The sequence below is a fragment of the Prauserella salsuginis genome, assembly GCF_024648885.1.
Classification (GTDB): Bacteria; Actinomycetota; Actinomycetes; order Mycobacteriales; family Pseudonocardiaceae; genus Prauserella; species Prauserella salsuginis.
The window spans coordinates 36,944-60,665 of the sequence record NZ_JANBBF010000010.1; the positions used below are offsets into that span (position 1 = coordinate 36,944).

21 protein-coding genes are annotated in these 23,722 nt (G+C 69.9%); 7 read left to right on the top strand and 14 right to left on the bottom strand.

The features are described 5' to 3' along the window. Positions 1–278 precede the first annotated feature (278 nt). Positions 279–2,060: an ABC-F family ATP-binding cassette domain-containing protein gene (locus LY40_RS11350; RefSeq protein WP_372497742.1), complete on the top strand. Its 1,782-nt coding sequence runs from the start codon at positions 279–281 to the stop codon at positions 2,058–2,060. A 149-nt stretch (positions 2,061–2,209) separates the two neighbouring features. On the opposite strand, the gene LY40_RS11355 is transcribed toward LY40_RS11350, so the two are convergent. The 3 genes from LY40_RS11355 to LY40_RS11365 form a co-directional block, all read right to left on the bottom strand. After that, positions 2,210–2,878, bottom strand: coding sequence for a DedA family protein (locus tag LY40_RS11355; RefSeq protein ID WP_372497741.1), 669 nt, complete (start codon positions 2,876–2,878; stop codon positions 2,210–2,212). A gap of 87 nt (positions 2,879–2,965) precedes the next feature. Beyond that, positions 2,966–3,787, bottom strand: coding sequence for a YceI family protein (locus tag LY40_RS11360; RefSeq protein WP_183781497.1), 822 nt, complete (start codon positions 3,785–3,787; stop codon positions 2,966–2,968). A gap of 367 nt (positions 3,788–4,154) precedes the next feature. Beyond that, entirely contained in the window at positions 4,155–4,721 is a 567-nt protein-coding gene (locus tag LY40_RS11365; RefSeq protein ID WP_258936786.1) for a MarR family winged helix-turn-helix transcriptional regulator, read from the bottom strand. A gap of 222 nt (positions 4,722–4,943) precedes the next feature. Between LY40_RS11365 and LY40_RS11370 the strand changes: the two genes are divergently transcribed. Next, on the top strand, positions 4,944–6,347 hold the full coding sequence (locus tag LY40_RS11370; RefSeq protein ID WP_258936787.1) for an FAD-binding oxidoreductase: 1,404 nt from the start codon (positions 4,944–4,946) through the stop codon (positions 6,345–6,347). 166 nt (positions 6,348–6,513) lie between these two features. On the opposite strand, the gene LY40_RS11375 is transcribed toward LY40_RS11370, so the two are convergent. The 3 genes from LY40_RS11375 to LY40_RS11385 all read right to left on the bottom strand — a co-directional run bounded on the left by LY40_RS11375 (position 6,514) and on the right by LY40_RS11385 (position 9,135). Continuing rightward, on the bottom strand, positions 6,514–6,945 hold the full coding sequence (locus LY40_RS11375) for a hypothetical protein (RefSeq protein ID WP_258936788.1): 432 nt from the start codon (positions 6,943–6,945) through the stop codon (positions 6,514–6,516). Positions 6,946–7,010: 65 nt separating this feature from the next. Continuing rightward, entirely contained in the window at positions 7,011–8,180 is a 1,170-nt protein-coding gene (gene nagA / locus LY40_RS11380; protein ID WP_258936789.1) for an N-acetylglucosamine-6-phosphate deacetylase, read from the bottom strand. A gap of 241 nt (positions 8,181–8,421) precedes the next feature. Continuing rightward, on the bottom strand, positions 8,422–9,135 hold the full coding sequence (locus tag LY40_RS11385; protein ID WP_228725992.1) for an RNA polymerase sigma factor: 714 nt from the start codon (positions 9,133–9,135) through the stop codon (positions 8,422–8,424). Between the two features lie 229 nt (positions 9,136–9,364). Here LY40_RS11385 and LY40_RS11390 point away from each other — a divergent pair, with 229 nt between their 5' ends. Further along, positions 9,365–9,649, top strand: coding sequence for a YciI family protein (locus tag LY40_RS11390; protein ID WP_183781507.1), 285 nt, complete (start codon positions 9,365–9,367; stop codon positions 9,647–9,649). Positions 9,650–9,995: 346 nt separating this feature from the next. Here the strand turns inward: LY40_RS11390 and LY40_RS11395 are convergent, their stop codons facing one another. From LY40_RS11395 to LY40_RS11420, 6 genes are all read right to left on the bottom strand, one after another. Next, positions 9,996–11,108, bottom strand: a complete 1,113-nt coding sequence (locus tag LY40_RS11395; protein ID WP_258936790.1) for an NDMA-dependent alcohol dehydrogenase — start codon at positions 11,106–11,108, stop codon at positions 9,996–9,998. A 186-nt stretch (positions 11,109–11,294) separates the two neighbouring features. Then, positions 11,295–12,956, bottom strand: coding sequence for a sigma-54-dependent Fis family transcriptional regulator (locus LY40_RS11400; RefSeq protein WP_258936791.1), 1,662 nt, complete (start codon positions 12,954–12,956; stop codon positions 11,295–11,297). A gap of 87 nt (positions 12,957–13,043) precedes the next feature. After that, on the bottom strand, positions 13,044–13,997 hold the full coding sequence (locus LY40_RS11405; RefSeq protein ID WP_258936792.1) for an esterase/lipase family protein: 954 nt from the start codon (positions 13,995–13,997) through the stop codon (positions 13,044–13,046). A gap of 177 nt (positions 13,998–14,174) precedes the next feature. Next, complete coding sequence (locus LY40_RS11410) at positions 14,175–14,699, bottom strand: pyridoxamine 5'-phosphate oxidase family protein (protein ID WP_258936793.1); 525 nt, start codon at positions 14,697–14,699, stop codon at positions 14,175–14,177. 190 nt (positions 14,700–14,889) lie between these two features. Further along, complete coding sequence (locus LY40_RS11415) at positions 14,890–15,771, bottom strand: short-chain dehydrogenase/reductase (protein WP_183785228.1); 882 nt, start codon at positions 15,769–15,771, stop codon at positions 14,890–14,892. 89 nt (positions 15,772–15,860) lie between these two features. Next, the gene (locus LY40_RS11420; protein WP_258936794.1) at positions 15,861–16,802 is read right to left on the bottom strand and encodes an aldo/keto reductase; all 942 of its coding nucleotides are present in this window, start codon (positions 16,800–16,802) and stop codon (positions 15,861–15,863) included. Positions 16,803–16,843: 41 nt separating this feature from the next. Here LY40_RS11420 and LY40_RS11425 point away from each other — a divergent pair, with 41 nt between their 5' ends. Both LY40_RS11425 and LY40_RS11430 read left to right on the top strand, forming a co-directional pair. Then, positions 16,844–17,674 carry an LLM class F420-dependent oxidoreductase gene (locus LY40_RS11425; protein ID WP_258936795.1) on the top strand — a complete coding sequence of 277 codons (831 nt, stop codon included), beginning with the start codon at positions 16,844–16,846 and terminating at the stop codon, positions 17,672–17,674. A 145-nt stretch (positions 17,675–17,819) separates the two neighbouring features. Next, the gene (locus LY40_RS11430) at positions 17,820–18,665 is read left to right on the top strand and encodes an alpha/beta fold hydrolase (RefSeq protein ID WP_258936796.1); all 846 of its coding nucleotides are present in this window, start codon (positions 17,820–17,822) and stop codon (positions 18,663–18,665) included. 63 nt (positions 18,666–18,728) lie between these two features. Here LY40_RS11430 and LY40_RS11435 read toward each other — a convergent pair whose 3' ends face one another. After that, a complete protein-coding gene (locus tag LY40_RS11435) occupies positions 18,729–20,054 on the bottom strand; it encodes an MFS transporter (RefSeq protein ID WP_258936797.1) in 1,326 nt (441 codons plus the stop codon). 530 nt (positions 20,055–20,584) lie between these two features. On the opposite strand from LY40_RS11435, the gene fbaA reads away from it, so the two are divergent. Both fbaA and LY40_RS11445 read left to right on the top strand, forming a co-directional pair. Continuing rightward, entirely contained in the window at positions 20,585–21,613 is a 1,029-nt protein-coding gene (gene fbaA / locus LY40_RS11440; RefSeq protein ID WP_258936798.1) for a class II fructose-bisphosphate aldolase, read from the top strand. A gap of 279 nt (positions 21,614–21,892) precedes the next feature. Beyond that, positions 21,893–22,303, top strand: coding sequence for a DUF3151 domain-containing protein (locus tag LY40_RS11445; protein ID WP_183781549.1), 411 nt, complete (start codon positions 21,893–21,895; stop codon positions 22,301–22,303). A 94-nt stretch (positions 22,304–22,397) separates the two neighbouring features. Here LY40_RS11445 and LY40_RS11450 read toward each other — a convergent pair whose 3' ends face one another. Continuing rightward, a complete protein-coding gene (locus tag LY40_RS11450; RefSeq protein WP_183785232.1) occupies positions 22,398–23,654 on the bottom strand; it encodes a lipase family protein in 1,257 nt (418 codons plus the stop codon). Between the last annotated feature and the right edge of the window lie 68 nt (positions 23,655–23,722).

Sequence of the window (23,722 nt, forward strand, 5' to 3'; positions counted from 1 at the left end):
GCCTGCTGCCGTTCTTGGGAGTCCACGACATGCTGGGTGACGCCTGACAGCTCCGCGTTGATCGCGATCACCACTCGGCCGTCGAGCCACGTGGGGAGCATTCGGCTGATTCGCCACGGCCCACCCGTCGAATCGGCCCAGCTCCGATCCGGCTGATGCACTGCCCGTGCCGACTTCACCGCACGCGCTGACCGCACGGCCTGCGCCGATCCGCGGAGCCGCCACCGCCGGTGGCCGCCCGTCCGCGTCCGCGTCACTCGATTCCCGAGGTATCAGCCGTGTCCCACGTTTCTTCCGGTTCGCCGTTCACTCCCGGAGCGACCACACCGGGTTCGTCGCCGTCGATCGTCTGCTCACATCTGTCCTTCGCATGGCCCGACGACACCCCGGTGTTCGACGACCTGTCGTTGACCGTCGGGCCGGGTCGCACCGGCCTCGTCGCGCCGAACGGCGCGGGCAAGAGCACGCTCCTCGCACTCGTCGCCGGGCTGCACCGGCCGCGTTCCGGCACGATCACCGTCGACGGGGTGCTCGGCTATCTGCCGCAGACGCTGCCGTACCGCGGTGACCTGACGGTCGCCGACGTGCTGGGTGTCGCGCCCGTGCTCGCTGCGATCTCCGCCGTCGAAGCCGGTGACGTCGACGAACGCCACTTCACCGTCATCGGCAACGACTGGGACGTCGAGCAGCGGTCACGGGCGCAGCTCGACCGGCTCGGCCTCATCGGCGTCGAGCTGGCGCGGCCGCTGCACACGCTGTCGGGCGGTCAGATCACGGCGCTCGGACTCGCCGCGGAACTGCTCGCCGCCCCCGACGTACTGCTGCTCGACGAGCCGACGAACAACCTCGACGCCGACGCCCGGCATCGGCTCCACGACGTGCTGGACGACTGGTCGGGCTGCCTTGTCGTGGTCAGTCACGACCGCGCACTGCTCGACCGGATGGACCGCATCGCCGAGCTCGACGACGGCGAGATCCGATTCTTCGGCGGCGGGTACACCGCGTACGAGGAGGCGATCGACGTCGAGCAGCAGGCGGCCGAGCAGCGGATTCGCACCGCGAAACAGCAGGTCAAACGAGAGAAGCGGGAGATGCAGCAGGCCCGCGAGCGCGCGGACCGGCGGGCGAGCACCGGTTCGAGGAAGGCCGCTGAGGCGGGCCTGCCGAAGATCGTCGCCGGGGAACTGAAACGCAAGGCACAGGTTTCGGCCGCCAAGAACGACGACGTGCACGGTTCCCGCCTCGCGCAGGCCCGCGCGCGCCTCGACGACGCTCAGCGCTCGCTGCGCGACGACGACACGATCATCGTCGACCTGCCGAAGACCAGCGTGCCCGCGGGGCGAACCGTGTTCCACGGCGACGGCATCCGCGTGCGCGACCTGTTCGACCCCGACCCAGCCCAGTTCGACCCTGCCCAGTTCGATTCAGCCCAGTTCGATCCCGGGCAGCCTGGTCCCGGGCACGGCGTCGGTGTCGAGGTGGACGGCGAGGCGGCCGGCGTCGACGTCCCCGAGCCCGGGCTGGACCTGTCGATCCGTGGACCGGAGCGGATCGCGCTGACCGGGCCGAACGGCTCCGGGAAGTCGACGTTGCTGCGCGTCATCAGCGGGGACGTCGAACCGGAGGCCGGCACCGTGCGGCGGCTCGACGGGCGGGTGGCGCAGCTGACGCAGCGACTCGACGTGCTGGACGCCGACCGGTCGGTGGCCGAGAACCTGGCGCTGTTCGCACCGTCGATGCCGCCGGTCGACCGGATGAACCTGCTCGCACGGTTCCTGTTCCGGGGTGACGGTGCGCAGCGGCCGGTGCATTCGCTGTCCGGTGGCGAGCTACTGCGGGCCACGCTGGTGTGCACGTTGTTCGCCGAACCGGCGCCGCAGTTGCTGCTGCTCGACGAGCCGACGAACAACCTGGACCTCGTCAGCGTCGGTCAGTTGGAGAGTGCCCTGCGGTCGTATGAGGGCGCGCTCGTGGTCGTCAGCCACGACGAGCGCTTCCTGTCATCCGTCCGGCCGACGCGCCACCTCGAACTCCGTAACGGAGCGCTGCGCGAGCAGTAGGCGTTGAAGCCCCCAAGGGCACCTTTGGGCCCCTCACGCCAGCCCGACCACCGGGCACCCCTCACGGGCGCGCTGGCGCGCGTGAGGGGTTCAACACGACCAAGGTGCCCTTGAGGCACACAGCTGTGGTCCGATCCGGGGGCGACCGGTCAGGCGGGGTGCTCGACGTCCGCTGCGGGCTTGCGGGTCTCTTTGCGGTAGCGGACCACGCCGTAGACCGTGCTGGCGATGCAGAACAGGACGCTGATCCAGATCAGGCCCTCCGTCAGCCACGGCATGTGGGAGATCAGGCCCGCGCCGTAGAAGCCGATGAGCACGAGTGTCGGCACCCAGATGATCGCGCCGACCGTGGTCGACGCCATGAACCGCCGCATCTCCATGCGCGCCGCGCCGGCCAGCATCGGCGCGACCGTCCGCACGTACGGGATCCACCGGGCCGCGACGATCGCGAGGAAGCCCCAGCGTTGGAGGAACTCGTGTGCCCGGTCGAGATTGCGCTGGTTGAGGACCTTGCCGTCCCGTCCCGAGATGAACCGCGTGCCGGTGCGGTCGCCGACGTAGTAGCCGACCCGGTTGCCCACGATGGCGGCCAGGAGACCTGCCACCGCCATCGCCCACACCTCGATGTCGCTCGCGTTGTCCTGCGCCAGGATGAGACCTGCGATGAACAACAGCGAGTCGCCGGGCAGGAACAAGCCCAGGATCAACGCGCACTCGATGAACACGAAGCTGAGCACGACGACCCACAGCAGCACCGGCCCGACCGTTGCGAGCCAATCCATGCCGAACCCGGCGCCCATCGCGTACGCACCACTCACAGCGACCCAGCGTACGTGCCCGCATCGGCGTATCACCCGCAAGTACCGAAATCAGTGGCTCGCGGTCCGGATCACCGACGCGGAATGTCACATCTCGGGGAGCTGTTCGCCCTGGACGAGCTGCAAGTCGATCTCCACCTTGACCGTCGTGCCGACCGCCGCGACACCCGCGCGCACCATCGCGTTGTAGTTGATCGCGAAGTCGTCGCGTCGCAGCTGCGTCTCGGCGTGGAACGCGGCGCGGGTGCCGCCCCACGGGTCGGGCCCGTATCCGCCGTAGGTCATCTCGAGCGTGACCGGCTTGCGTTCGCCGTGCAGGGTGAGCTCGCCCTCCATGGTCCACTCGGCCGAACCGCGCTGGACGAGACCGGTGCTGACGAAGTCGATCGTCGGGAATCCGGCGACGTCGAGGAACTCGGCCGAGCGCAGGTGGTCGTCGCGCATCTTGATGCCGGTGTCGATGGTGTCGGCGCTGATCTGGGCGTGCACGACGGACTGCTCGACCGGCCTGGCGATGTCCACCCGGCCCTGCACCTCGCCGAACCTGCCCCTGATGCTGGAAATGCCCAGGTGGCGAGCTGCGAACTGCACCGAGGAGTGCATCGGGTCGACCACCCACGGCCCCGTGGGCGGCAGTTCGATGGCGCCCTCCTCCAGTTCGAGGACGACCTCGCCGAGCTCGGCCCCGCCTGCGCTGCCGACCTGGGCCGTGCGGGCCACGGGCAGGTAGCCGGCCGCCGTGACGACGGCGGTGTAGACGCCGGGCTCGAGCAGGTCGGTGCCCAGCGTGCCCTGGGCGTCGGCGGTGGCGTGTGCGGCCTGCCGTCCGCTGAGGTCGGTGACGGTGAGGACGGCGTGCTCGATTCCCCAGCCGTCGGTCGTGCGAACGGTGGCGGACAGTCCGGGCATCAGAGGTGGGTTCCCTTCACTCGCGTGAGCACGTGTTCGTACCCCGGCCGGTCGTCGTGGGGTGGCTTCGCCTTCGCTCGGGCGGACGTCGTCGGTGAACTCGACGTCGTGCCGCGTCGCACCGCAGGCATGGGCGGCGTCGTCGGCGGTGTCGTGGATGTCGGCGTCGTCGCTGCCGGCGGGCGGAGCCGTCCGCCGCGGGCGGCGAGGGGGCGGACACCCGCGCCGACTGCGGTGAGTGAATGGCTGCCATCCGTTCGTGTGATGCTAGCGCTGATCATGACGACGCCGGAATCGGCCGGTGTCACCGACGGGGCCCGATTGCCACTCCCCGACGGGCTGGTGCGCGGGCGCCGGATCGCCCCGGTCACGCCTGGTTCCCCGGGGTGGCGTTCCCGCCCTCCGCGGCGCCGCGGGTGGTGTCGGCACCGGCTTCGGCCGACGCGGTCCCGTCGCCGGTGGTTTCGCTGAGGCCTTCCTGGAACTGCTCGATCTCGGCGTTGAGCCGATCGAGCAGGGTGGCGACGGCGACGCGGTCCTCCCGTGGCCACTCCTGGAGCATCGAGGCGATCCATCGCGCGCGCAGTTGCCGGTTCTCCTCGAACACGCGCAGGCCCTCGCCGGTCGGTGCGAGCAGCGTGGCCCGCCCGTCCTCGGGGTCGGCGGTGCGCTCCACCAGCCCGTGCTGCACGAGTGTGCTGCTCTGCCTGCTGACCGTGGAGATGTCCGAATGCAGTGCGTCGGCCAGCGCGGACGTGCGCTGCGGACCGTTGTTGACCAGGTAGAACAGGATCGCGTACGCGGCTCGCTCGATGCCGTCCGGGCCGATCTTGGACAGGTACGACTTCGTCTTGGCCATCGCCCGGTAGAACCGCACCAGTTGGCCGCCGAGTGCATCCGCGACGTCGAGGTCGTCCTGGGAGGGAACTGTCATGGGGTGATCTTTCGCCGCGGGGTCCGTACTGCCACGTCGCGCCGGCGGCCGCCTCGGATCGATCAGGACCGGGGACCCGGGGCACCGCCCGCCGTTTTATTTGACGTTTACAACTATCCTAGCTCAGTCGGAGGCGTTCGGGCAGATCCGACCGGACACCGACCGTTGTGAAGGACCGCACGTACTTACCGGTTCGGGTGAGGTCGGATTACGGTGCAGACCATGGCCAGTACCTCCCCGGCCGGCACCGCAGCCGGTCTCGTGGACCTGCTCACCGCGCGCCTCGGCACGTCCGGTGTGCTCACCGACCCCGACGTCATGGCGGCCTACTCGCGTGACCGCCTGCCACTGGCGCCCTCCGGCACCCCGCTCGCCGTCGCGCTGCCGTCGTCCACCGAGGAGGTGCAGGACGTCGTCCGCACATGCGCCGACGCGGGCGTGCCGGTCGTGCCACGCGGAGCGGGCAGCGGGCTGTGCGGCGGAGCCAACGCGCTCGACGGTTGTGTCGTGCTGGCGCTCACGCGCATGAACCGGATCGTCGAGGTAGACGCGGCCAACCGGGTCGCGGTCGTCGAGCCCGGTGTCATCAACGCCGATCTGCGGCAGGCCGTCTCGGCCCACGATCTGTTCTACCCGCCCGACCCCGCGAGCTACGACTTCTGCACTCTCGGCGGCAACCTCGCCACCAACGCGGGCGGCCTGTGCTGCGTGAAGTACGGCGTGACGAGCGATTCAGTGCTGGGTCTCGACGTGGTGCTCGCCGACGGCTCCCTGCTGCGGACCGGCAGGCGCACCGTCAAAGGCGTCGCGGGCTACGACCTGACGAAGCTGTTCGTCGGCAGCGAAGGCACGCTCGGCGTGATCACCCGGGCGACGTTGGCGCTGCGGCCGCTCCCGCAGGCGCCCGGCACCCTCGTCGCCTCGTTCCCCGACACCGCAGACGCCGGCACGGCCGTCACCAGGATCGTCGGCGAAGGTCTGGTGCCGTCGCTGATGGAGATCATGGACGCCACGACGGTGCGTGCCGTCGAACGGCACCTCGGCACCGACCTCGGCAGCGGCGACGGCGGCGGGACGCTGCTGCTGTGCCAGTCGGACGCGGGAGGCGAGGCGGCGTCCCGCGAACTGGCCGCGCTGGAACGCGTGTGCGACGAATCGGGTGCTGCGCTGGTGCACGCCACCACCGACCCCGCCGAGGGCGGCATGCTGATGCAGGCGAGGCGCTCGGTGCATCCGGCGATCGAGAGCATGGGTGCTCAGCACATGATCGACGACGTGTGCGTCCCGCGGACCCGCATCGCCGAACTCATCGACGGTTGTGCGCGGATCTCCGAGGAGGTCGGCCTGCGCATCGTCGTCAACGGGCACGCGGGCGACGGCAACATGCACCCGACCGTGATCTACGACGGCGACGACGAGTTCGCTCGCGCGCGAACCGCGTTCGACGCGATCTGCGAACTCGGCCTGTCCCTCGGCGGCACGGTCAGCGGTGAACACGGCATCGGCAAGTTCAAGCAGGATCTGCTGGCCCGCGAACTCGGGCCCGTCGGCCTGCGCGTCCACCGCGACATCCGCAGGGCACTCGACCCGCACGGCGTCTTCAACCCCGGCTCGATGTTCGAGTGATGAATTGTGGCGACCTGCGTCGCGGTGCGGGTGGCAGAACCTGCGGCGGTGCCAGCTGACGGCCCACGGCAAGTGACTCCGTCACTTCCGAAATGCAGGTGAGGAACAGCTTCGCGCTGCGTCTTGTGTGGCGGCGCGGGTGCCTGCCGGCGCCGGGCGCTCGACGTCAGGCGATGGTGAGCAGGCCGATGACGCAGCCGCAGGCGAGGCCGAGGACTGCGGCGAGCAGGATGATCCAGGGCAGTGTCACCTGCAGGCCGCCGGTGTCGGCCCGGTGGTGGCGGCCACCGGTGCGCGTGACGGCCGGCTGCGAGCCCGACCCCGCCGACGCCGACGCGGATTCCGGGGTGCTCGCGGGCTCGACGGCCTGCGCGGGCGGTTCGGTCTGGGCGTCGAGCGCGGCACGTTCGCGTTCGAGGGAACCTTCGCCCGCGCCGGACAGCAGGCCGTAACCGCCCGGGGTTTCGACGACGGGTGTCGGTCCGGCTGCTTCCTGGTGGTGGGCGGTGTGCTGCGGCGCCGGTTGCCCAGCGGGAGGCGCGTTGCGAGCCTGTGCCCGCAACGCCTCGGCCAGCAGGCGCTCGGGGTCGTCGCTCATCGCTGCCCAGCGTAATGCTGTCGGCCTTGGCGGGTCAGCCGGTGCTCGGACGGGTTGCGAATGGGTCACCCGGTGGTGACCCATTGTCCCACATGCATCACTCGCTGTGTCCGGAGTTCGCCGTCGAGCACCACCAGATCGGCGCGCAGACCGGTGGCGAGACTGCCGACTTCGTGGTCGAGGCCGAGCGACCGCGCCGGCCGGGTGGCCGTGGCGTGGACCGCGTCGTCGATGCTCATGCCGACGTCGGCGACGACGTTGCGGAACGCCGTGTCCATCGTCAGCGTGCTGCCGGCGAGCGCACCGGACCCCGGGATCCTGGCGACGCCGTCACGCACCTCGACGTCGAGCGCGCCGAGGGTGTAGTCGCCGTCGGGGGCGCCGGTGGCGGACATCGCATCGGTGATCAGGGTCGTCCGGCCGGGGCCCGCGTGACCGGCGGCGAAGCGCACCACGTCGGGGTGCACGTGGATGAGGTCACAGATCAGCTCGACGGTGACCCGGTCGTCGTCGAGCAGGGTGCCGACGGCGCCGGGTTCGCGGTGGTGCAGCGGCCGCATCGCGTTGAACAGGTGGGTCGCGACGGTGGCACCCGCGTCGACCGCGGCGCGCAGCTGTTCGGAGCGGGCGTCGGTGTGGCCGAGCGCCGCGATCACGCCGTGCTCGGCGATCCGCCGCACCGCTTTGACCCCGCCCGGTAGTTCGGGGGCGAGCGTGATCATGCGGACCGGGCCTGCGTCGAGCAGCGCCGACACGGACTCACCGTCGGGTTCGCGCAGCGCGGTCGGATCGTGCGCGCCGCAGCGAGCCTCGGCGAGGAACGGGCCCTCGAGGTGCACTCCCGCCAACAGGCCGTCGGTGACCAACTCTGCGAGCGCGGCGACCTGGCTCGTCAGCGTGGGGACCGGCTGGCTGACCAGGCTCGCGAGCATCGTCGTCGTGCCGTGGCGGAGGTGTGCGGCCACGGCGCGGGCCGCGTCGGCGGGATCGGTCGTCGAGAACGACGCGCCGCCGCCGCCGTGGCAGTGGGTGTCGACGAAACCCGGGACGACGAGGCGACCGCCGACGTCGACGTGCTCGCGGGCCGCAGGCGCGGTCCCGGTGCCCGTCGCGGTGATGCGTTCCCCCGTGATCGCGACCCAGCCGTCGTCGGCCACTCCGCCGGGAAAGGCGAACCGGCCTCCGGAGAGGACGAGGTCCGGAGGTTCGGACGTGTGGTCGTCGGGAATGCTCACGTCGCCATCCTATTGGTCCAGACCAGCAGCGAGCGACTGACCAGCAAGGTGTCATGTGGCGAACACGGGACGTGTCCGTGAACGAGGCTTCCCGCGCGTGGCGGATCCGAACCGGAAACGCTCGCTGTGGGCGAAATGCGAACAGTGGAAAGGGGCAGCGGCTGCTGCCGCTTCCGCGGCGCGGCGTACGGCGGTTGCCGGGTGCCGCGAACCGGTCGGCGAGGTCCGTCCGGAACGCCGCTCAGCGTTTCGAATCGGGCATCGTGCGCTGCAGCGCCTCGAGCGCCCGGCTGGCCGTCGACTTGACCGTGCCCTTCGATATGCCCGTGGCCTCGGAGATCTCCGCTTCCGACAGGCCGCCGTAGTAGCGCAGCACCAATACCTCACGCTGCCGCGGCGGAAGGTTCGACAATGCCTTCACCACGGCCTGGTGCTCGGTCGACAGCATCGCCAGGCTCTCCGCCGACCGAGCGTTGACCGCATGCGGCGGCACGTACTCACGCGCCGTCTTACGCCTGCGCAGCACACTGCGCGACCCGTTGACGACCGCCGCGCGCAGATAACCGACCGCGGCCGCCGCGTCGCGCAGCTTCGCCCAGTTGCGATGCAGCCCGGTGAACGCCTCCTGTACGACGTCCTCGGCCGTGGCGGGCTCGTCCACCAGCAGGATCGCCAGCCGGACGAGCCGCATGCGGTGCTGGCGGTAGAGGTCCTCCAGCGTCAGCGGGCCCTGCGACGGCGCGTCGGCGGCCTCCTCGACGGGCGCGTCGAGAGTGCGCAGGTGCCGGAGTGTCTGCTCGACGGCGTTCGTCGCCCCGCCCTCGCGGGGTGCACTGTCGTTGCCGGGCGCGCCGCCATGGCCGGCCGCACCGCCGTGACCGGCCGCGTTGCCGTGACCGGCCGCGCCGCCGTCGGCGGCACCGCCGGCTGCTGCGCCGCGCTCGGCATTGTTCATCGAACCGTCCTTCGGTTCCGGGGACCTCACCGCGTGATCAGCGTATCGGGTCGGTGGGTGCCCGACCCAGGATTCCCGCCAAGGTGACGTCCCCGACGTGAGCCGCTGCCGCCGGGACGGTGTTCGTTCGTCCCTGTCGCCCGCATCGTCCGTTCCGCGCGGCTGGGCCTGCCCCTCGCCCGACCGCAGCCCCTGATCGACGCGCTCCGCGCGACCGTATCTTCGGGGGATGACTTGGTATGTGGTTCAGACGCGGTACGACGGTGACAAGTACGTGGAGGTGCGGCCTCGGCACCGGGAGTACCTCGCCGACCTCTCCGAGCGCGGCATCGTGGCGCTGGCCGGGCCGCTCGACGACAACGTCGGAGGCATGATCGTCATGCAGGCCGCCGACCGGGACGAGCTCCAGGCACTGCTCGACGCCGACCCGTACCACCTGGAGGGCGCCTTGGCGGAACGCACGATCCGCGAGTGGAAGCCCGTCCTCGGAGCGTGGCTGCCGTCCTCGGAGTAGCCCACGTGGGTGCCACTCGAGTGCCCCAAGGGCACCTTCGGGGCATTGTTTCGGCGCTGCCGCGCGGGGCGCGGAGGGCGACCGCAGCGCCCGCACCGCCCGGACAACCCGGACAACACGGCCGCGCGGGCGACAGCAGCCGAACGGGTCGTCCGCAGTGCCCCGCAATCCGCAGTGCCCGGCAGGCCGCGGTATTCGGAACACCGACGCGCCCACGAACACCGACGCGCCCACGAACACCGACGCGCCCACGGACGCGACCGTGGGTGTCGTCACGCGGCCCCCACGGTCGTCGGATGGAAGGGCGTGGGCGCTCACGTGATCGCGAACGCCCACGCCCGGCTTGTCAGGCGTCGTGGACGATGACGCCTCGGATGTTCTTGCCGTCGCGCAGGTCCTGGTAGCCCTCGTTGACCTGGTCGAGCGTGTACTTCGTGGTGACGAGCTCGTCGAGCTTCAGGTGGCCCTGGTCGTAGAGGCGCAGCAGGCGCACGATGTCGTACTGCGGGTTGGCCGACCCGAACAGCGTGCCCTTGATCGTCTTCTCGAACAGCGTCAGTACACCGCCCGAGACGTGCACAGTCAGCTTCTCCGGGTTCGCCAGACCGGTGACGACGACGGTGCCGCCCTTGCCGACGACGTCGAACGCCGAGCTGACCACCGCCTCGTCGACGGTGCCGACACAGATCAGTGCCTGATCGGCCATCTGGCCCCACGTGAGCTCGGTGACCTTCTCCGTAGCCTCCTCGGCGGTCGCGAACGCGTGCGTCGCACCGAGCTTCAGCGCCGATTCACGCTTGAACGCCACCGGGTCGACGGCGATCACGTTGGCCGCACCCGCGTGCGCCGCGCCCTGCACGGCGTTGATGCCGATGCCGCCGACGCCGTAGATCACAGCCGTGTCGCCCGCGCGTACGCCGCCGCTGTAGTTGGCGGTCGCCCAGCCGGTGGGCACCCCGCAGCCGACCAGCACGGCCGTCTCCAGCGGCAGCCAGTCGTCCACCTTCACGACGGAGTGCTGCGAGATCGTCGCGCGTTCGGAGAACGTGCCGAGCATGCACATGGCGCCGATGTCGTCGCCGTTTCCGTGGAAGCGGAAACTGCCGTCGGGCATGTGCCCTTCCAGGATCGTGGCACCCATGTCGCACAGGTTCTGCCTGCCCGTCGAGCAGTAGCGGCACGTGCCGCAGTTGGGGATGAAGCTGCACACGACGTGGTCGCCGGGGGCCACCTTCGTGACGCCGGGGCCGACCTCCTCGATGATGCCCGCACCTTCGTGTCCGCCGACGATCGGGAACCGCGGAACCAGATCGTTGTCGATGAGGTGCAGATCCGAGTGGCACAACCCGGCCGACGTGTACTTGATCAGCACTTCGCCGGGGCCTGGGCCGTCCAGGTCGAGTTCCATGATCTCGAACGGTTTACCGGCACCGAACAGAACCGCTGCCTTCGTTTTCACGGTGACTCCTCATTGCTCCGTTGCAATCTCGGCCTGACAGTGATTGTCGGCCGGTCGCAACGAGCGCGGGTGTGCAGCTTTTGCACAGCAGGGCGCGCGACGCCGCGACCCGGGGCGCGAAACGGCACGCCCGAGTACTCCGGCACGTGGCGTTCCGGAGCAGGTGGCCGTGCGTCGGGTGGGCGATCAGGCGGTGGTGATGTGGAGCGTGCGGAGGCGGTTGTACAGCGTGGAACGGCTGATCCCGAGATCGCGGGCAGCCTTCACCTTGTTGCCTCCGACAGCGGCGAGTGCGCGGGTGATCGCCTCGTACTCGGCCTGCTGCCATCCGGACAGTGCGGGTGCGGTGGTCGTCACCGGGCACAGCGGTGCGAGGTCGCGCGCCGTGACGTCGCCGGCCGAGCGCCCCTCGGTGACGTCGGTCAGCACGGTCTCCAGTTCCCGCAGGTTCCCCGGCCACGGTTGCGCCGCGAGGAGCTCCAGCGCACCGGCCGTGAGCCGCGGGGTTCCGTCGGGGTGCACGCCGGCCAGGATCGCCCTGGCCAACGTCGGTATGTCGCCGCGGCGTGCCCGCAGCGGTGGCAGCTCGACCCGCCGGTGCACGCGCGCGAGCAGTTCGGCGTCCACCTCGCCGGTTTCGGTACCGCCCGCACGTGCCGTGTCGCACTGGCGTGCGGTGAACGCGAACCACGCGGACGTCGTGTCGAGCAGCCTGGCCAGCCTGCTCACGGCCAGTGGCGGCAACAGGTGGACGTCCCGCATCACGACGAGCCCCTGGTGGGTCGCCGCGAGCCGGTCGAGCCGCGCCGCCCATTCGGCTTCGCCGACCGGCGCGACATCACCGGCGTCGGCGCGCGCGACCGGCTGCGACCCGGCCAGCGTCGCCGTCGCCGCGTCCCGACCGGTGCCGGGCTCGCCCGTGATCAGCACCCGGCGCCGGGCCGCGGCGCTGCGGCGGAGACGGTCCTCGACGTCGGCGGGCACCACGCTCTCCGGCGAGCGCCTGCGGGTCGCCGCCGAGTACGCGGGTCGCAGCGGCGCCAGTTCGAACAGCATCCCCGCGTTGACCGACACCGCCTCCATGCGCACCTCGACCTCGGTGCCCGACGACAGCCGCACCCGCCGCACTCCGCGCCGCGTACGTGACAGTTCACGCAGCATCGGGTGGTCGGCCGGATCGACGAGGTCCACCGCCGCGCTGTTGGCCAGCACGACGTCCTCCCCGAGCGCGAGCACCGCCGACGACCGGTGCTGCGCCGCCTGGAACGCCGCCAGTAACCGTTGCTGAGCCAGATTCGACCCGTCGAGCAGTCGCCGTTCGATGTCGGTCACGGCCTGCAGCAGGAACGGCGCCAACAGCGGATTCGCATCCTCGACCAGGCCCGTGATGTCGAGGACGCCCTCGAGCCTGCCGGTCGCCGGGTTGGTGATCGGATGGCCGTAGCAGGTGAACGGCTTGAGCGCGTCGAGGAAGTGTTCGTCACCGTGGACGGCCACCCCGCGCCGCAACTCGTGCGGCGTGGCCAGCGAGTTCGTGCCGCTGATCTCTTCGGAGAACCGGCAGCCGGGCACGGCGCTGACGGCGTCGAGTGCGCGTTCGAGGGTCTTGTCGCCGTAGCGGCGAGCGACGATGCGACAGTCGCGGTCGGCGAGCAGCACCGACAGTCGCGTGTCCTGCAGGTGCCGCGAGATCTCGGTCAGCACCGGGTCGGCGGCGCGCAGCAGGCGACTGCGGGTGTCGATGTCGGCGACATCGGCGCCCGCGAGCCGGTCGGCCGGACTGTCGGGCTTCAACCCGGACAGTTCGGCACGACGCCAGGATTGGGCGATCTCGGCTCGTAGCGTCACCGGGCACTCCTCGTCGAGTGGTTCCGGTGCTCATCATCGCAGCTCGGAGCTGGTGGATGCAGCCCCGCGAATGGGTCAACGGCCGGGTCAGGAGACCACGGGCGGTACGAACCGGCAGCGGGGCGGGGCCGCGTCGGCAGGATCGAGCGCGTTCAGCACCAGCTGGGCCGCGATCGGGTCATAGGTGATGCCCAGGTGGTCGGTCTTGTCGGCCGGGCAGACGTCCTGGAGCAGGATGTTCTCCACGTTCGGAGCCGGCTCGAGGAACGCGTTCCGGTACGGGGTGACCACCTCGTCGTACTTCGTCTGGATCACCGTGTACTCCACTCCGGGGACGGTGTCGCCGCCGGCGTTCAACTCGGCGAGGAAGTCGGAGTGCTCCTCCTGGTCGTTGAACGCGGGGAAGCCCGCGCCGACCAGATCGCGCAGTGGCGGCACCTGCTGCACGAGGGTGAGCAGCCCGAACAGGTCGGTGCCGTAGTTCGACGGTGACAGGCCGATCAGCCGGTCGATCTTCGCCTCGCCGCCCAGGTTCTTGATCCAGTAGCGGGGATTCATCCCACCTTGGGAATGGCCGACGACGTCGAGCTGCTCCGCGCCGGTCGCGGCGAGCACGCGGTCGCCGAACTCCGCGAGTGCGGTGGCCGTCTCCGCGACGGGTGCGACGGTCTGGACCGGACTGCCCTCCGCGCCGCCGAGGTTCGCACTGAACACGCAGTACCCGGCGTCGGCCAGCTTGCCGGACAGTCCCGCCCAGTCCGCGTACGAGTTGACGAGCGTGCCGTTGGACAACAGCACCGGATTGGGGTGTTCGGGACTCGGCTCGCAACCCCAGTCGTTGGTGTGCGGCGGCATCACCGTGGGCCGGGCCGCCGAGTACGCCAGCGCGGTGAGGATGTTCGGCTGGGGCGGGCCGGTCGGCTCCCGCTCCGAGGCGTGCGCCTGCGTGCCGAGTCCGACGACCATGCCGATCGCAGCGGCGAGCGCGCCGATCCGTCGCAGTCGTGTGCCGAGGCCCATGCCGACTCCCCTGTTCGTCACCGTTGACGTGCGGGAGCGTATTCGATCGTCGAACCGCGGCGGCCCAGTACACGCCGCCTCAGTGCACGGCGCCTCAGTACACGGTGCCTACGTACACGGCGTCTACATACACGCCGCGTCAGTACACGCCGCCCCAATACGTGATGCCTAAGTACGCGCCGGCTCAGTAGACGCCCCTCAGTACGCGCCGCCCAGCTTCGCGTGGTCCCAGCTGACGATCTTTGTGGGCGTGAAGACGAGCCCCACGCGTTTCGGCGCCTGCTGTGAGATGCCGGCCTTGAGCTCATCGGGCGGCTCGCCCTCGAGGCCCGCGTAGCGCATCGCGAGGGCGGTGCCGATCTCCGCGGTTTCGCCGGCGTCCTCGACGAACGCCACGTCGCACTCCATCGACACCCCGCGGAGCTGTTCGTAGGACTCGCCCGATTCGATCAGCACCGTGGCCTGTGGCAGGCGCTGCAGGTTCGCGATCTTCTGCGACTTGCGGTACGTCCACGTCACGAGCGCGGGCACCCCGTCGTTCTCCCCTGAATCGCGCGTCCCGGAGTCGCGCACCCCGGAATCGCTGTCGCGCGGGAAGTACCACAGCGGCGCCAGGTGTGGCCTGCCGTTCGGGTTCATCGTGGCGACGTTGATGACGCGCTGCTCGGCGAAGTACGCGCGCACCTCGTCGTCGGACATGCGGATCTGATCGCGGCGGGACAACGGTGGCCTCCAGCTGTGGCGCGGTTCTGGTGAGCCCCCAGGGGCACCCTGGTGGCGTTCAGTGCGACGAATCCTCCCCCGATCATGAAGCCGTCGTGATGGGGCGTACGTCACTCACCGCGTGGCGCGAGGGGAAGATTCGGCGCGTTGAGTGCACCCAAGGTGCCCTTGGGGGCACTCACCGGCGTCGCTACTTGATGGCGGCCCTGCCTCCGTGGCCGTTGAGGGCGGACTCGCGGGAGCCGCGCTTGGCGATGTCCTCGAGGGCGGCCTCGTCGGCCTTCGCCACGCCCTGGAAACGCGAACCGAACTCGATGATCGGCGGGAGAACGGCGCGGATCAGCTTCATCGCTCCGACCCACTTGGGCACGTGGATGACCCGCTCCCGCTTGCGGATTCCCTCGGTGAGCTGGTCGAGCGCCAGGTCGAGCGGGTACGTCTTGCCCATCAGGCCGGGCATGCCGGTGCGGAGCTTGCCGAACACCGGGTGCGAGTCGGCGCTGTCGACGAGATCGGTCTTGATCCACGTCGGGTGCGCCACGCCGACCCTCACGCCCAGGTGCTGCAGCTCCGCGCGCAGGCTGTTGCAGAACGCCTCGACGCCCGCCTTGGCCGCGGCGTAGTTCGACAGGCCGGGCGCGTGCGCGACGGCTGCGAACGACGAGATCGCGAGGAGATAGCCCTTGCGGTCGATGACGTGCGGCATCGTGACGCGGAACGTGCGCCACACCCCGAGCAGGTCGACCTCGAAGACCTTCTCGTAGGCGTCACGGTCGATCGAGCGGGCGAAGCCCGTGGTGGCGATGCCCGCGTTGGCGATCACGATGTCGATGCCGCCGAAGTGCTCGACGATGTCGGCCGTGGCCCGTTCGAGGGCGTCCCAACTGGTGACGTCGGCCTCCCAGGAGCGCGCGTTCGGCCCGATGCGCTCGGCGACCTTGGCCTGCTCGTCGGCCTCGAGTCCGACGAGTGCGACCTTGGCGCCGTCGGCGGCCAGGCGTTCGGCCAGGCCTGCGCCGATGCCGCGGGCCGCGCCCGTGATCAGCACGACCTTGTTCTTCACGTTCTTCAGGTTGTCGCCCTTGCCGCCGGACAGGAACGTCACTGTTGCCTCCTCGGTGCTCGTCGTCGCCGACGGTACCGCAACTTACTCGTAGTAGGCTACTGCTCGGTAGGGGGAGCTGTGGTGGCGCTGATCGCACGCACCTCGTCGGCGGTCAGCTCCAGGCGTGTCGAGGCGAGCAGGTCGTCGAGCTGGCGCCGGTTGCGGGCGCTGGCGATGGGAGCGGCGACGGTGGGGCGGGATGCCAGCCACGCGAGCGACACCGCGGTGACCGACGTGCCGTGAGCCGCCGCCACCTCGTCCAGTACCGCCAGTGCTCGCCTGCCCCGCTCGTCCAGATAGGAACGGGCACCCGCTGCGCGTGGACTGTCCACAGTGTCGCCGCCGTCGCGATACTTGCCCGTGAGGAAACCCTTGGCCAGGCTGAAATACGGCAGGGTCGACAGGTTCTCGCGTTCGGCGAGCGGCGCGAGCTCGCGTTCGTAGTCGCGCTCCATGAGGTTGTAGTGCGGCTGCAGGGCTACGTACCGCGCGAATCCGTTCGAGTCCGCGATGGACAGTGCTTCGGCCAGCCGTGGTGCGGAATAGTTCGACGCCCCGAGATACCGCACCTTCCCCTCGCGTACCAGCGCGTCCAGTGCACCGAGCGTCTCGGCGAGCGGCACCTCGGGGTCGTCGAAGTGGGTGTAGTACAGGTCGATGTGGTCGGTCCGCAGTCGCCGCAGCGAATCCTCGGCCGCGGCCTTGATGTTCTCGGCCGACAGACCGGGCCGCCGGTCCCACTTGCCGACCTTGGTGGCGATGACCATTTCGTCCCGGTTGCCCCGCGCGGCCATCCAGTTCCCGATGACCGTCTCCGACTCGCCGCCGGTGTTGCCCGGCGCGCGGAACATGTACATGTCCGCCGTGTCGATGAAGTTGCCGCCCGCCGCGTTGTAGGCGTCGAGCACGTCGAACGACTCGTCCTCGGTGGCCGTCCAGCCGAAGGTGTTACCTCCGAGGTTCAGGGGGAAAACGTTCAGTTCAGCGATGGTGGGCATACCGGGGAACATACGGCCGGACGTTGAGCGTTGCCACGGACATGGCAGTGAATCTTGGCAAGTACGGAATCTGGTGCTGGTGGAACGGCGTCGACGAGGAGCTCGCGGTCGAGATCGAGAAGCTCGGCTACGGCGCGATCTGGCTGGGCGGTAACCCGCCCGGCGACCTCGCGCACGTCGAGAAGCTGCTCGACGCGACGTCGTCGATCACGGTCGCGACCGGCATCGTCAACATGTGGACCGACGACGCCCCGACGGTGGGCGCCTCCTACCTGCGGATCGCCGCCAACCACCCGGACCGGTTCCTGCTCGGGGTCGGAGTCGGCCACCCCGAGGCGCAGCAGGAGTACCAGAAGCCGTACGACAAGATCGTTTCCTACCTCGACCAGCTCGACGAGGTCGGCGTTCCCGCTGAGGGCAGGGCGCTCGCGGCGCTGGGGCCGAAGGTGTTGAAGCTGTCGGCGCAGCGCGCCCTCGGCGCGCACCCCTACCTGACCACTCCCGAGCACACCCGTGAGGCGCGGGAGCAGCTCGGCCGTGGCGTGCTGCTCGCACCGGAGCAGAAGGTCGTGCTCGACACCGACGCCGAGCGTGCGCGCGCCACCGCGCGGCCGCCGATCAACAACCCGTATCTCGGCCTCGTCAACTACCGGAACAACCTCAAGCGCCTCGGCTGGTCCGAATCGGACATCGACGACGGCGGCAGTGACGCGCTCATCGACCGGCTCGGTCTGCACGGCGACGCGGCCACCGTCGCGGCGGGCGTCAAGAAGCACATCGAGGCAGGTGCGGACCACGTCAGCATCCAGGCGCTGCCCATGAAAGCCGATCCGCTGCCCACCTACCGGGCGCTCGCCGAGCACCTGCTGTAACGGCTGAGCCCTGCGTCGACGGCGGGAGCGGCTCGGCCACCGCTCGGAGTCGCTCCCGCCGCCGTCGCGGGCGCTGGGATCGTCGCCGATCGGCGGAGTGCGCGCGCCCGCGCCACGCGGTTGGATGATCCCTGTGGAAGCAGGTATGGCAACCGTGAACGGCATCCGGATGCACTACCGGCGCGCGGGTGACGGGCCACCTGTCGTGCTGCTGCACGGCTGGCCGCAGACCTGGTTCTGCTGGCGCAACGTCATCGAGTCGCTGGCGAAACGGCACACGGTGATCGCACCGGACCTGCGGGGCTACGGCCGCACCGACAAACCTCTCGGTGGCTACGACAAGCGCACCATGGCCGGCGACGTGTCCGAGCTCGTTTCGGGCCTCGGCTTCGACCGCGTGGCGGTGGCCGGACACGACCGCGGCGGGCGCGTCGCGCACCGGTGGGCCCTCGACCGACCCGACCAGGTCGAGCGGCTCGCGGTGCTCGACATCATCCCGACGCGTGAGATGTGGAAACGGCTCGACGCCGACGTCGGGCGCGGGTACTGGCACTGGCTGTTCCACCTACAGCCCGATCTGCCCGAGCGGCTTGCCGGACAGGATGTCGCCGGGTATCTCGGCTACTTCTTCGAACGCTGGACGTATCGGAGGGACGTGTTCACTCCGGAGGTGGTCGACGAGTACGTGCGCGCGTTCTCGGCGCCCGGTGCGCTGCGGGCGGGATTCGACGACTACCGGGCCTCGTTCCCCGACGACGCGGAGCACGACGACGCCGACGCCGAAGCCGGACACAGGCTCACCATGCCCGTGCTGGCCATGTGGGGATCGGCGGGGCTGCTCGGTTCACTGCCGAGCGCGGACATCTGGCGCGGGTACGCCGATCACCTGACGGCGGCGGAGATCTCCGAATGCGGCCATTTCCTGCCGGAGGAACAACCGGACGTCGTCGCCGGTCAGCTTCGTGACTTCTTCGCAGCCGCCGAGTCGTGAGGCGGCCGAGGGCGTCCACCGTGATCCCGAACTCCAGCGGGACGGCCGCCGAGGTGCCGGCGGCTACGCGCGGGCAGCGGCGGCGCGGCCGTGGCGGGCGTCGGGCCTGCGGCCGTGCACCGCGAGGTACAGCAGCGCGCTGAGCAGCATCACACCCGCGAGGACGAGGAACATCGCCGAATAGCCGGCCCGCTCCGCGACCAGGCCGAACGCGACCGGTCCGAGGCCGACCCCGCCGTCGAGCATCAGGAAGAACGTCGAGATCGCGACGCCGAACTGCTCCTGCGGGACCCGCGACACGGCGGCCGCCTGGCACGCGGGGTTGATGGTGCCGAATCCGAAGCCGGTGAGCGCGCCCGTGGCGACGATCATCCAGTCGGCGGATGCCGTTGCGAGCAGTAGTAGCGCACCCGCGAACACCACGATCGCCGAGTACACGACGACGTTGTCGCCGCGCCGGTCCTGCAGTCTGCCCATGACGAACCGGCTCACGAACATCACGGTCGCGTAGGCGACGAAGAACAGGCTCGCGCCCCGCTGGAGACCCTCCTGCGCGGTGTAGGAGTTCAGATACGTGACGATGGTCGAGTAGACGCAGCCGATGACCAGCATGAACAGTCCGATCGGCAGCACGGCCGGGTGCACCATCGACTCGAGCACGCCGCGCGCGGTGCGTTCGCGGGCGGGCTGCGGCTGCCGCGGCTCGTCCTTCGCGGTGATCAGCAGTGCCAGCAGGCAGGCCGCCGCGTGCGTCGCGAAGATCGACCAGAACAGCGTGTCGTAACCGCTGCCGCTGACGATCTCGAGGCTCATGAAGGGACCGATCGCCGTCGAGAGCGTGATGCTCAGTGCGAAGTAGCCGGTGCCCTCGCTCCGCCGGGACGACGGGATGCGTGCCTGTGCGAGCGTCATCGCGGCCGTGCTCGTCACGGCGAACAGCACGCCGTGCGTCGCGCGCACCGCGAGCAGCAGCGGCAGTGAGCTCGCCACGAGGTACAGCGCCGCGACCGCGGCGCACGACGCCAACCCCGCCCACAGCATGCGGCGCCTGCCGAGTCGGTCGACGAGCCCGCCCGCGAACAGTCGCGCGACCGTGGCGCCGACGACGAAGATGCTCGCCGCCATGCCCCCCGTCGAATCGGAGACGGCGAACCGCGTGACGGCGTAGACCGCCATGATCGTGACGAGCCCGTAGAAGGCCAGCGCGAGGCAGAAGTTGACGACCCAGACGACCGCGAGGTCGCGGGACCAGATCGGTTCACGGGCGCCGACTGCGGTGGGGGTGGCGTCGGCAGGGTCGGTCGGTTCGGCGGGTTCGGTCGGTCCGGTGGGTTCGGCCTGCGAGCCGGTTGCGGTCGTCGAATCGGATCCTGTCATCCGTGACGTCATGACCTGCCCCTCATTGTTTACCGTAAGCAATATTAATCCGGCGCAGGGTTGTCCCGATATGACAGCGACCACCACGATTCCCCGTTTGGTCGCATCCCGTGCTTATCTGCCTACGGCTACGGTGGTCCGCCGACGATCGACCGGCGCCGGACACTCGCCCTCCCGGCCGCAGTCGTTGCGGATCGAGGTTCATGTTTCGCCTCGCCCGGGGTGGCGCTCGAGGTGCGCGAGCCTGCGACGTTCCGTCACGACGCCGGGGAGTTCCGCCGCGAGGCGTGCCTGCCTGGAACGGAAGATCGGCTTCTGAATCGAAACCTGAATCGATGTTGCGAAAAAGGCCACGTGGGTGCGATACCGGGCTTCACCGTGTCACCGGGTGATGCCAGGCTGTGGCTCGTAGGATCCGGGTCTGCAGAGCCCGGCGCCGAAACCCGTGACGGCGCCGTCCGCGAGCACGAGTCAACCGGAAGACGACCGGGAATGCGGCTGACGACACAGCCGTATGCCACGCCGCCCCGAGGAGGACAACGATGCCCATCGCCACACCTGAGGTCTACGCCGAGATGCTGGACCGTGCCAAGCAGGGTGAATTCGCGTATCCGGCGATCAATGTGACCTCGTCGGAGACCATCAACGCTGCGATCCGCGGGTTCGCGGAAGCCGAGAGCGACGGGATCATCCAGTTCTCCACCGGTGGTGCCGAGTTCGCGTCGGGCCAGCAGGTGAAGGACATGGTCGTCGGCGCGAAGGCGCTGGCCGAGTTCGCTCACGTGGTCGCCGAGAAGTACGACGTCAACGTCGCCCTGCACACCGACCACTGCCCGAAGGACAAGCTGGACGGCTTCGTCCGCCCGCTGATCGAGATCTCCCGGGAGCGGGTGAACGCAGGTCAGAATCCGCTGTTCCAGTCGCACATGTGGGACGGCTCGGCCATCGACCTCGACGAGAACCTCTCGATCGCCTCCGAGCTGCTCGACGCCTCGGCTGCGGCCAAGATCATTCTCGAGGTCGAGATCGGCGTCGTCGGCGGTGAAGAGGACGGCGTCGCGAACGAGATCAACGAGAAGCTGTACACCGCCGAGGGTGACTTCACCAAGACCGTCGACGCGCTCGGCGCGGGCGAGCGGGGCCGCTACCTGCTGGCCGCGACGTTCGGCAACGTCCACGGCTCGTACAAGCCGGGCGCCGTGCAGCTGCGCCCGGACGTACTCAAGCGTGGCCAGGCCGTCGCGGCCGAGAAGCTGGGCCTGCCCGCCGGCTCGAAGCCGTTCGAGCTGGTGTTCCACGGCGGCTCCGGCTCGCTGCTGGAGGAGATCCACGAGGCGCTGTCGTACGGCGTCGTGAAGATGAACGTCGACACGGACACCCAGTACGCGTTCTCGCGGTCCATCGCCGACCACTTCTTCAAGAACTACGACGGTGTCCTCAAGATCGACGGCGAGGTCGGCAACAAGAAGACCTACGACCCGCGCAGCTACCTCAAGGTCGCTGAGGGCGCCATGGCCCAGCGCGTCGTCGAGTCCGCCGAGGCCCTGAAGTCGGCAGGCAAGAAGCTCTGACGGAACCCGGACTTTCGTGCCCCCAAGGGCACCTTGGTGGCGTTCAACGCCCCTACGGTGCCCTTGGGGTATTCACGTTCGGGGGATGTGCCTGGGCACGATTCGTGGTCGGGCACAGTGGCGGCGTGATGTCGAAACGTCTCGTCGCGATTGTTCTGGTCGGCTGCCTCGTGCTGATGGCCGTCGCCTCTTCGCTGACCCTGCTGCTCTGAGGCGGTGCTGCTGCGCTGCCGCCCCTGCGCCGCGCCGTGGCCACTCGCTCGGTGGTTCAATGGCGGCATGACGCACAACCTGCTCGAACCGGATCCCACCACGCTCCCGGAGCGCCCCGACGCCGAAGCCGCGCTGGACGCGGGCACCGAGCCGAGCGAGGTCGCCGCCGAGCATCCCGATTTCAGCGAGGCCTGGGCCGCACTCGCCGAGCGGGCGCTCGGTGAGAACGAGGTCGTCGACGCCTATGCCTACGCTCGCACCGGCTATCACCGCGGCCTCGACCAGCTTCGCCGTTCCGGCTGGAAGGGCTTCGGCCCGGTGCCGTGGGCGCATCGGCCGAACCAGGGCTTCCTGCGCTGCGTCGCCGCGCTCGCCAAGGCGGCGGGCCGGCTCGGCGAGACCGACGAGTACGAGCGTTGCAGGCAGCTGCTCGTCGACTCCGACCCCGCGTCCGCCGAGGCCACGGGTCTCGCCTGAGTCGCAGGACTCGCGAGAGTCGAGCACACGAACGGGCCGCCGGGGACACGTCCCCGGCGGCCCGTTTCGTTCGAGGGTGCGTCCCTCCCAGCCGTCAGAACTCGCCGCAGTTCGTCGGGGCGGCCTCGCCGTGGACGCGCTGGTCGAGCCAGGCGTACGCCTTCGGGTAGGCGCCCACGTAACCGCCGACGTGGGTCGGGACGGCCAGCGTGTCGAACTGCACCGTCGCGCCCTGCTCGCACCACGACCGCGCCATGTCACGGCCCTGGCCGTACGGAACGATGTCGTCGAGGCGGCTGTGCGCCACGTACACGGGCGCCTGCGGCTCCAGGGTGCCGATGCGCTGTTCCTCGACCGCGCTGCGGAACGGCTCCTCGTCGAGGTAATCGCCGATCGGCCTGCCGTCGACGGTCAGCTCCGAGGTTCGGGTGAACAGGTGGCCGAGCAGCCCGTCGGCGGTGCAGCGCTCCTCGATCTGCCCGCGGACCTCGCGGCCCTTCTCGTTCAGGATGTCCTCGATGCCCAGCTCCGGGTAGGCCTCGTGCATGCTGGCGACGGCGAACAACAGGAACGCCGCCGCGTAGTGCCCGTCCAGCTTCTCGGCCACTGCGGACAGGTCCGCGGGCGGGGCGCCCGCGAACGAGCCGATGAGATCGACGTCGGGGGCGTAGGACGGCTGCAGCTCGGCCGCGGCCGCCGACGCGCCGCCGCCCTGCGAATATCCCGCCGTGAGCACGGGGCCGTCCGAAGGCAGGTCGGCCTCCGGCAGCTGCCGGGCCGCACGAACCATGTCGAGCACGGCGTGTGCGGTGGCCTTGCGGTTGACGTACGTGTGGACACCCGGCGTGCCCAGGCCTTCGTAGTCGGTGATCGCGACGGCGTAGCCCTTGGCGAGCATGCCCGAGATGAAGACACCCTCGTACTCCATCCCCGCGGCCATGGCCTTCGACGGTGCGCAGTGGTCGCCCATGCCCTGGGTGCCCGCGGAATAGCCGACGATCGGCCGCTGCCCGGGGCCGTCCCATTCGCGATGTGGCGTGAGCACGGTGCCGGTGACGGCGTTGGCGTCGCCGTGGGTGTCGGTGCTGCGGTACATGACGCGTTGCGCGTCCGCGGGAGCGCGGGTCAGCTTGAGCGGATCGAGGAAGAACTCCGTCTCCTCGTTGCGGATGACGTCTCCGGACTCGCCGTCAGGGAGGGGTGACGGGGGTGTGTAGAACTCGTCGCTCGCGGCTGTGACGGGTGATGCCGCGGTGGTCTGTGCCGCGGTGGTCTGTGCCGCAGTGGCCTGCGATGCGGTGGTTTGCGATGTGTTGGCCGGTGACGCCGCGGCAGGGGCGGCGGTGAGCATCGACGCGGCGGTGGCGGATAAGGCGATGGTGGCGAGGGACGCGGTGACGCGTCCCCTGCGAGCTGATC

Bases quoted from the DNA above. Each gene is read 5' to 3' on its own strand.
- LY40_RS11360 (WP_183781497.1), bottom strand. From the start codon at position 3,787: ATGCCCGGACTGTCCGCCACCGTTCGCACGACCGACGGCTGGGGAATC.
- LY40_RS11365 (WP_258936786.1), bottom strand. From the start codon at position 4,721: ATGACAGTTCCCTCCCAGGACGACCTCGACGTCGCGGATGCACTCGGC.
- LY40_RS11370 (WP_258936787.1), top strand. From the start codon at position 4,944: ATGGCCAGTACCTCCCCGGCCGGCACCGCAGCCGGTCTCGTGGACCTG.
- LY40_RS11375 (WP_258936788.1), bottom strand. From the start codon at position 6,945: ATGAGCGACGACCCCGAGCGCCTGCTGGCCGAGGCGTTGCGGGCACAG.
- LY40_RS11385 (WP_228725992.1), bottom strand. From the start codon at position 9,135: ATGAACAATGCCGAGCGCGGCGCAGCAGCCGGCGGTGCCGCCGACGGC.
- LY40_RS11390 (WP_183781507.1), top strand. From the start codon at position 9,365: ATGACTTGGTATGTGGTTCAGACGCGGTACGACGGTGACAAGTACGTG.
- LY40_RS11420 (WP_258936794.1), bottom strand. From the start codon at position 16,802: ATGCCCACCATCGCTGAACTGAACGTTTTCCCCCTGAACCTCGGAGGT.
- LY40_RS11425 (WP_258936795.1), top strand. From the start codon at position 16,844: ATGGCAGTGAATCTTGGCAAGTACGGAATCTGGTGCTGGTGGAACGGC.
- LY40_RS11430 (WP_258936796.1), top strand. From the start codon at position 17,820: ATGGCAACCGTGAACGGCATCCGGATGCACTACCGGCGCGCGGGTGAC.
- LY40_RS11435 (WP_258936797.1), bottom strand. From the start codon at position 20,054: ATGACGTCACGGATGACAGGATCCGATTCGACGACCGCAACCGGCTCG.
- fbaA (WP_258936798.1), top strand. From the start codon at position 20,585: ATGCCCATCGCCACACCTGAGGTCTACGCCGAGATGCTGGACCGTGCC.
- LY40_RS11445 (WP_183781549.1), top strand. From the start codon at position 21,893: ATGACGCACAACCTGCTCGAACCGGATCCCACCACGCTCCCGGAGCGC.
- LY40_RS11450 (WP_183785232.1), bottom strand. From the start codon at position 23,654: ATGCTCACCGCCGCCCCTGCCGCGGCGTCACCGGCCAACACATCGCAA.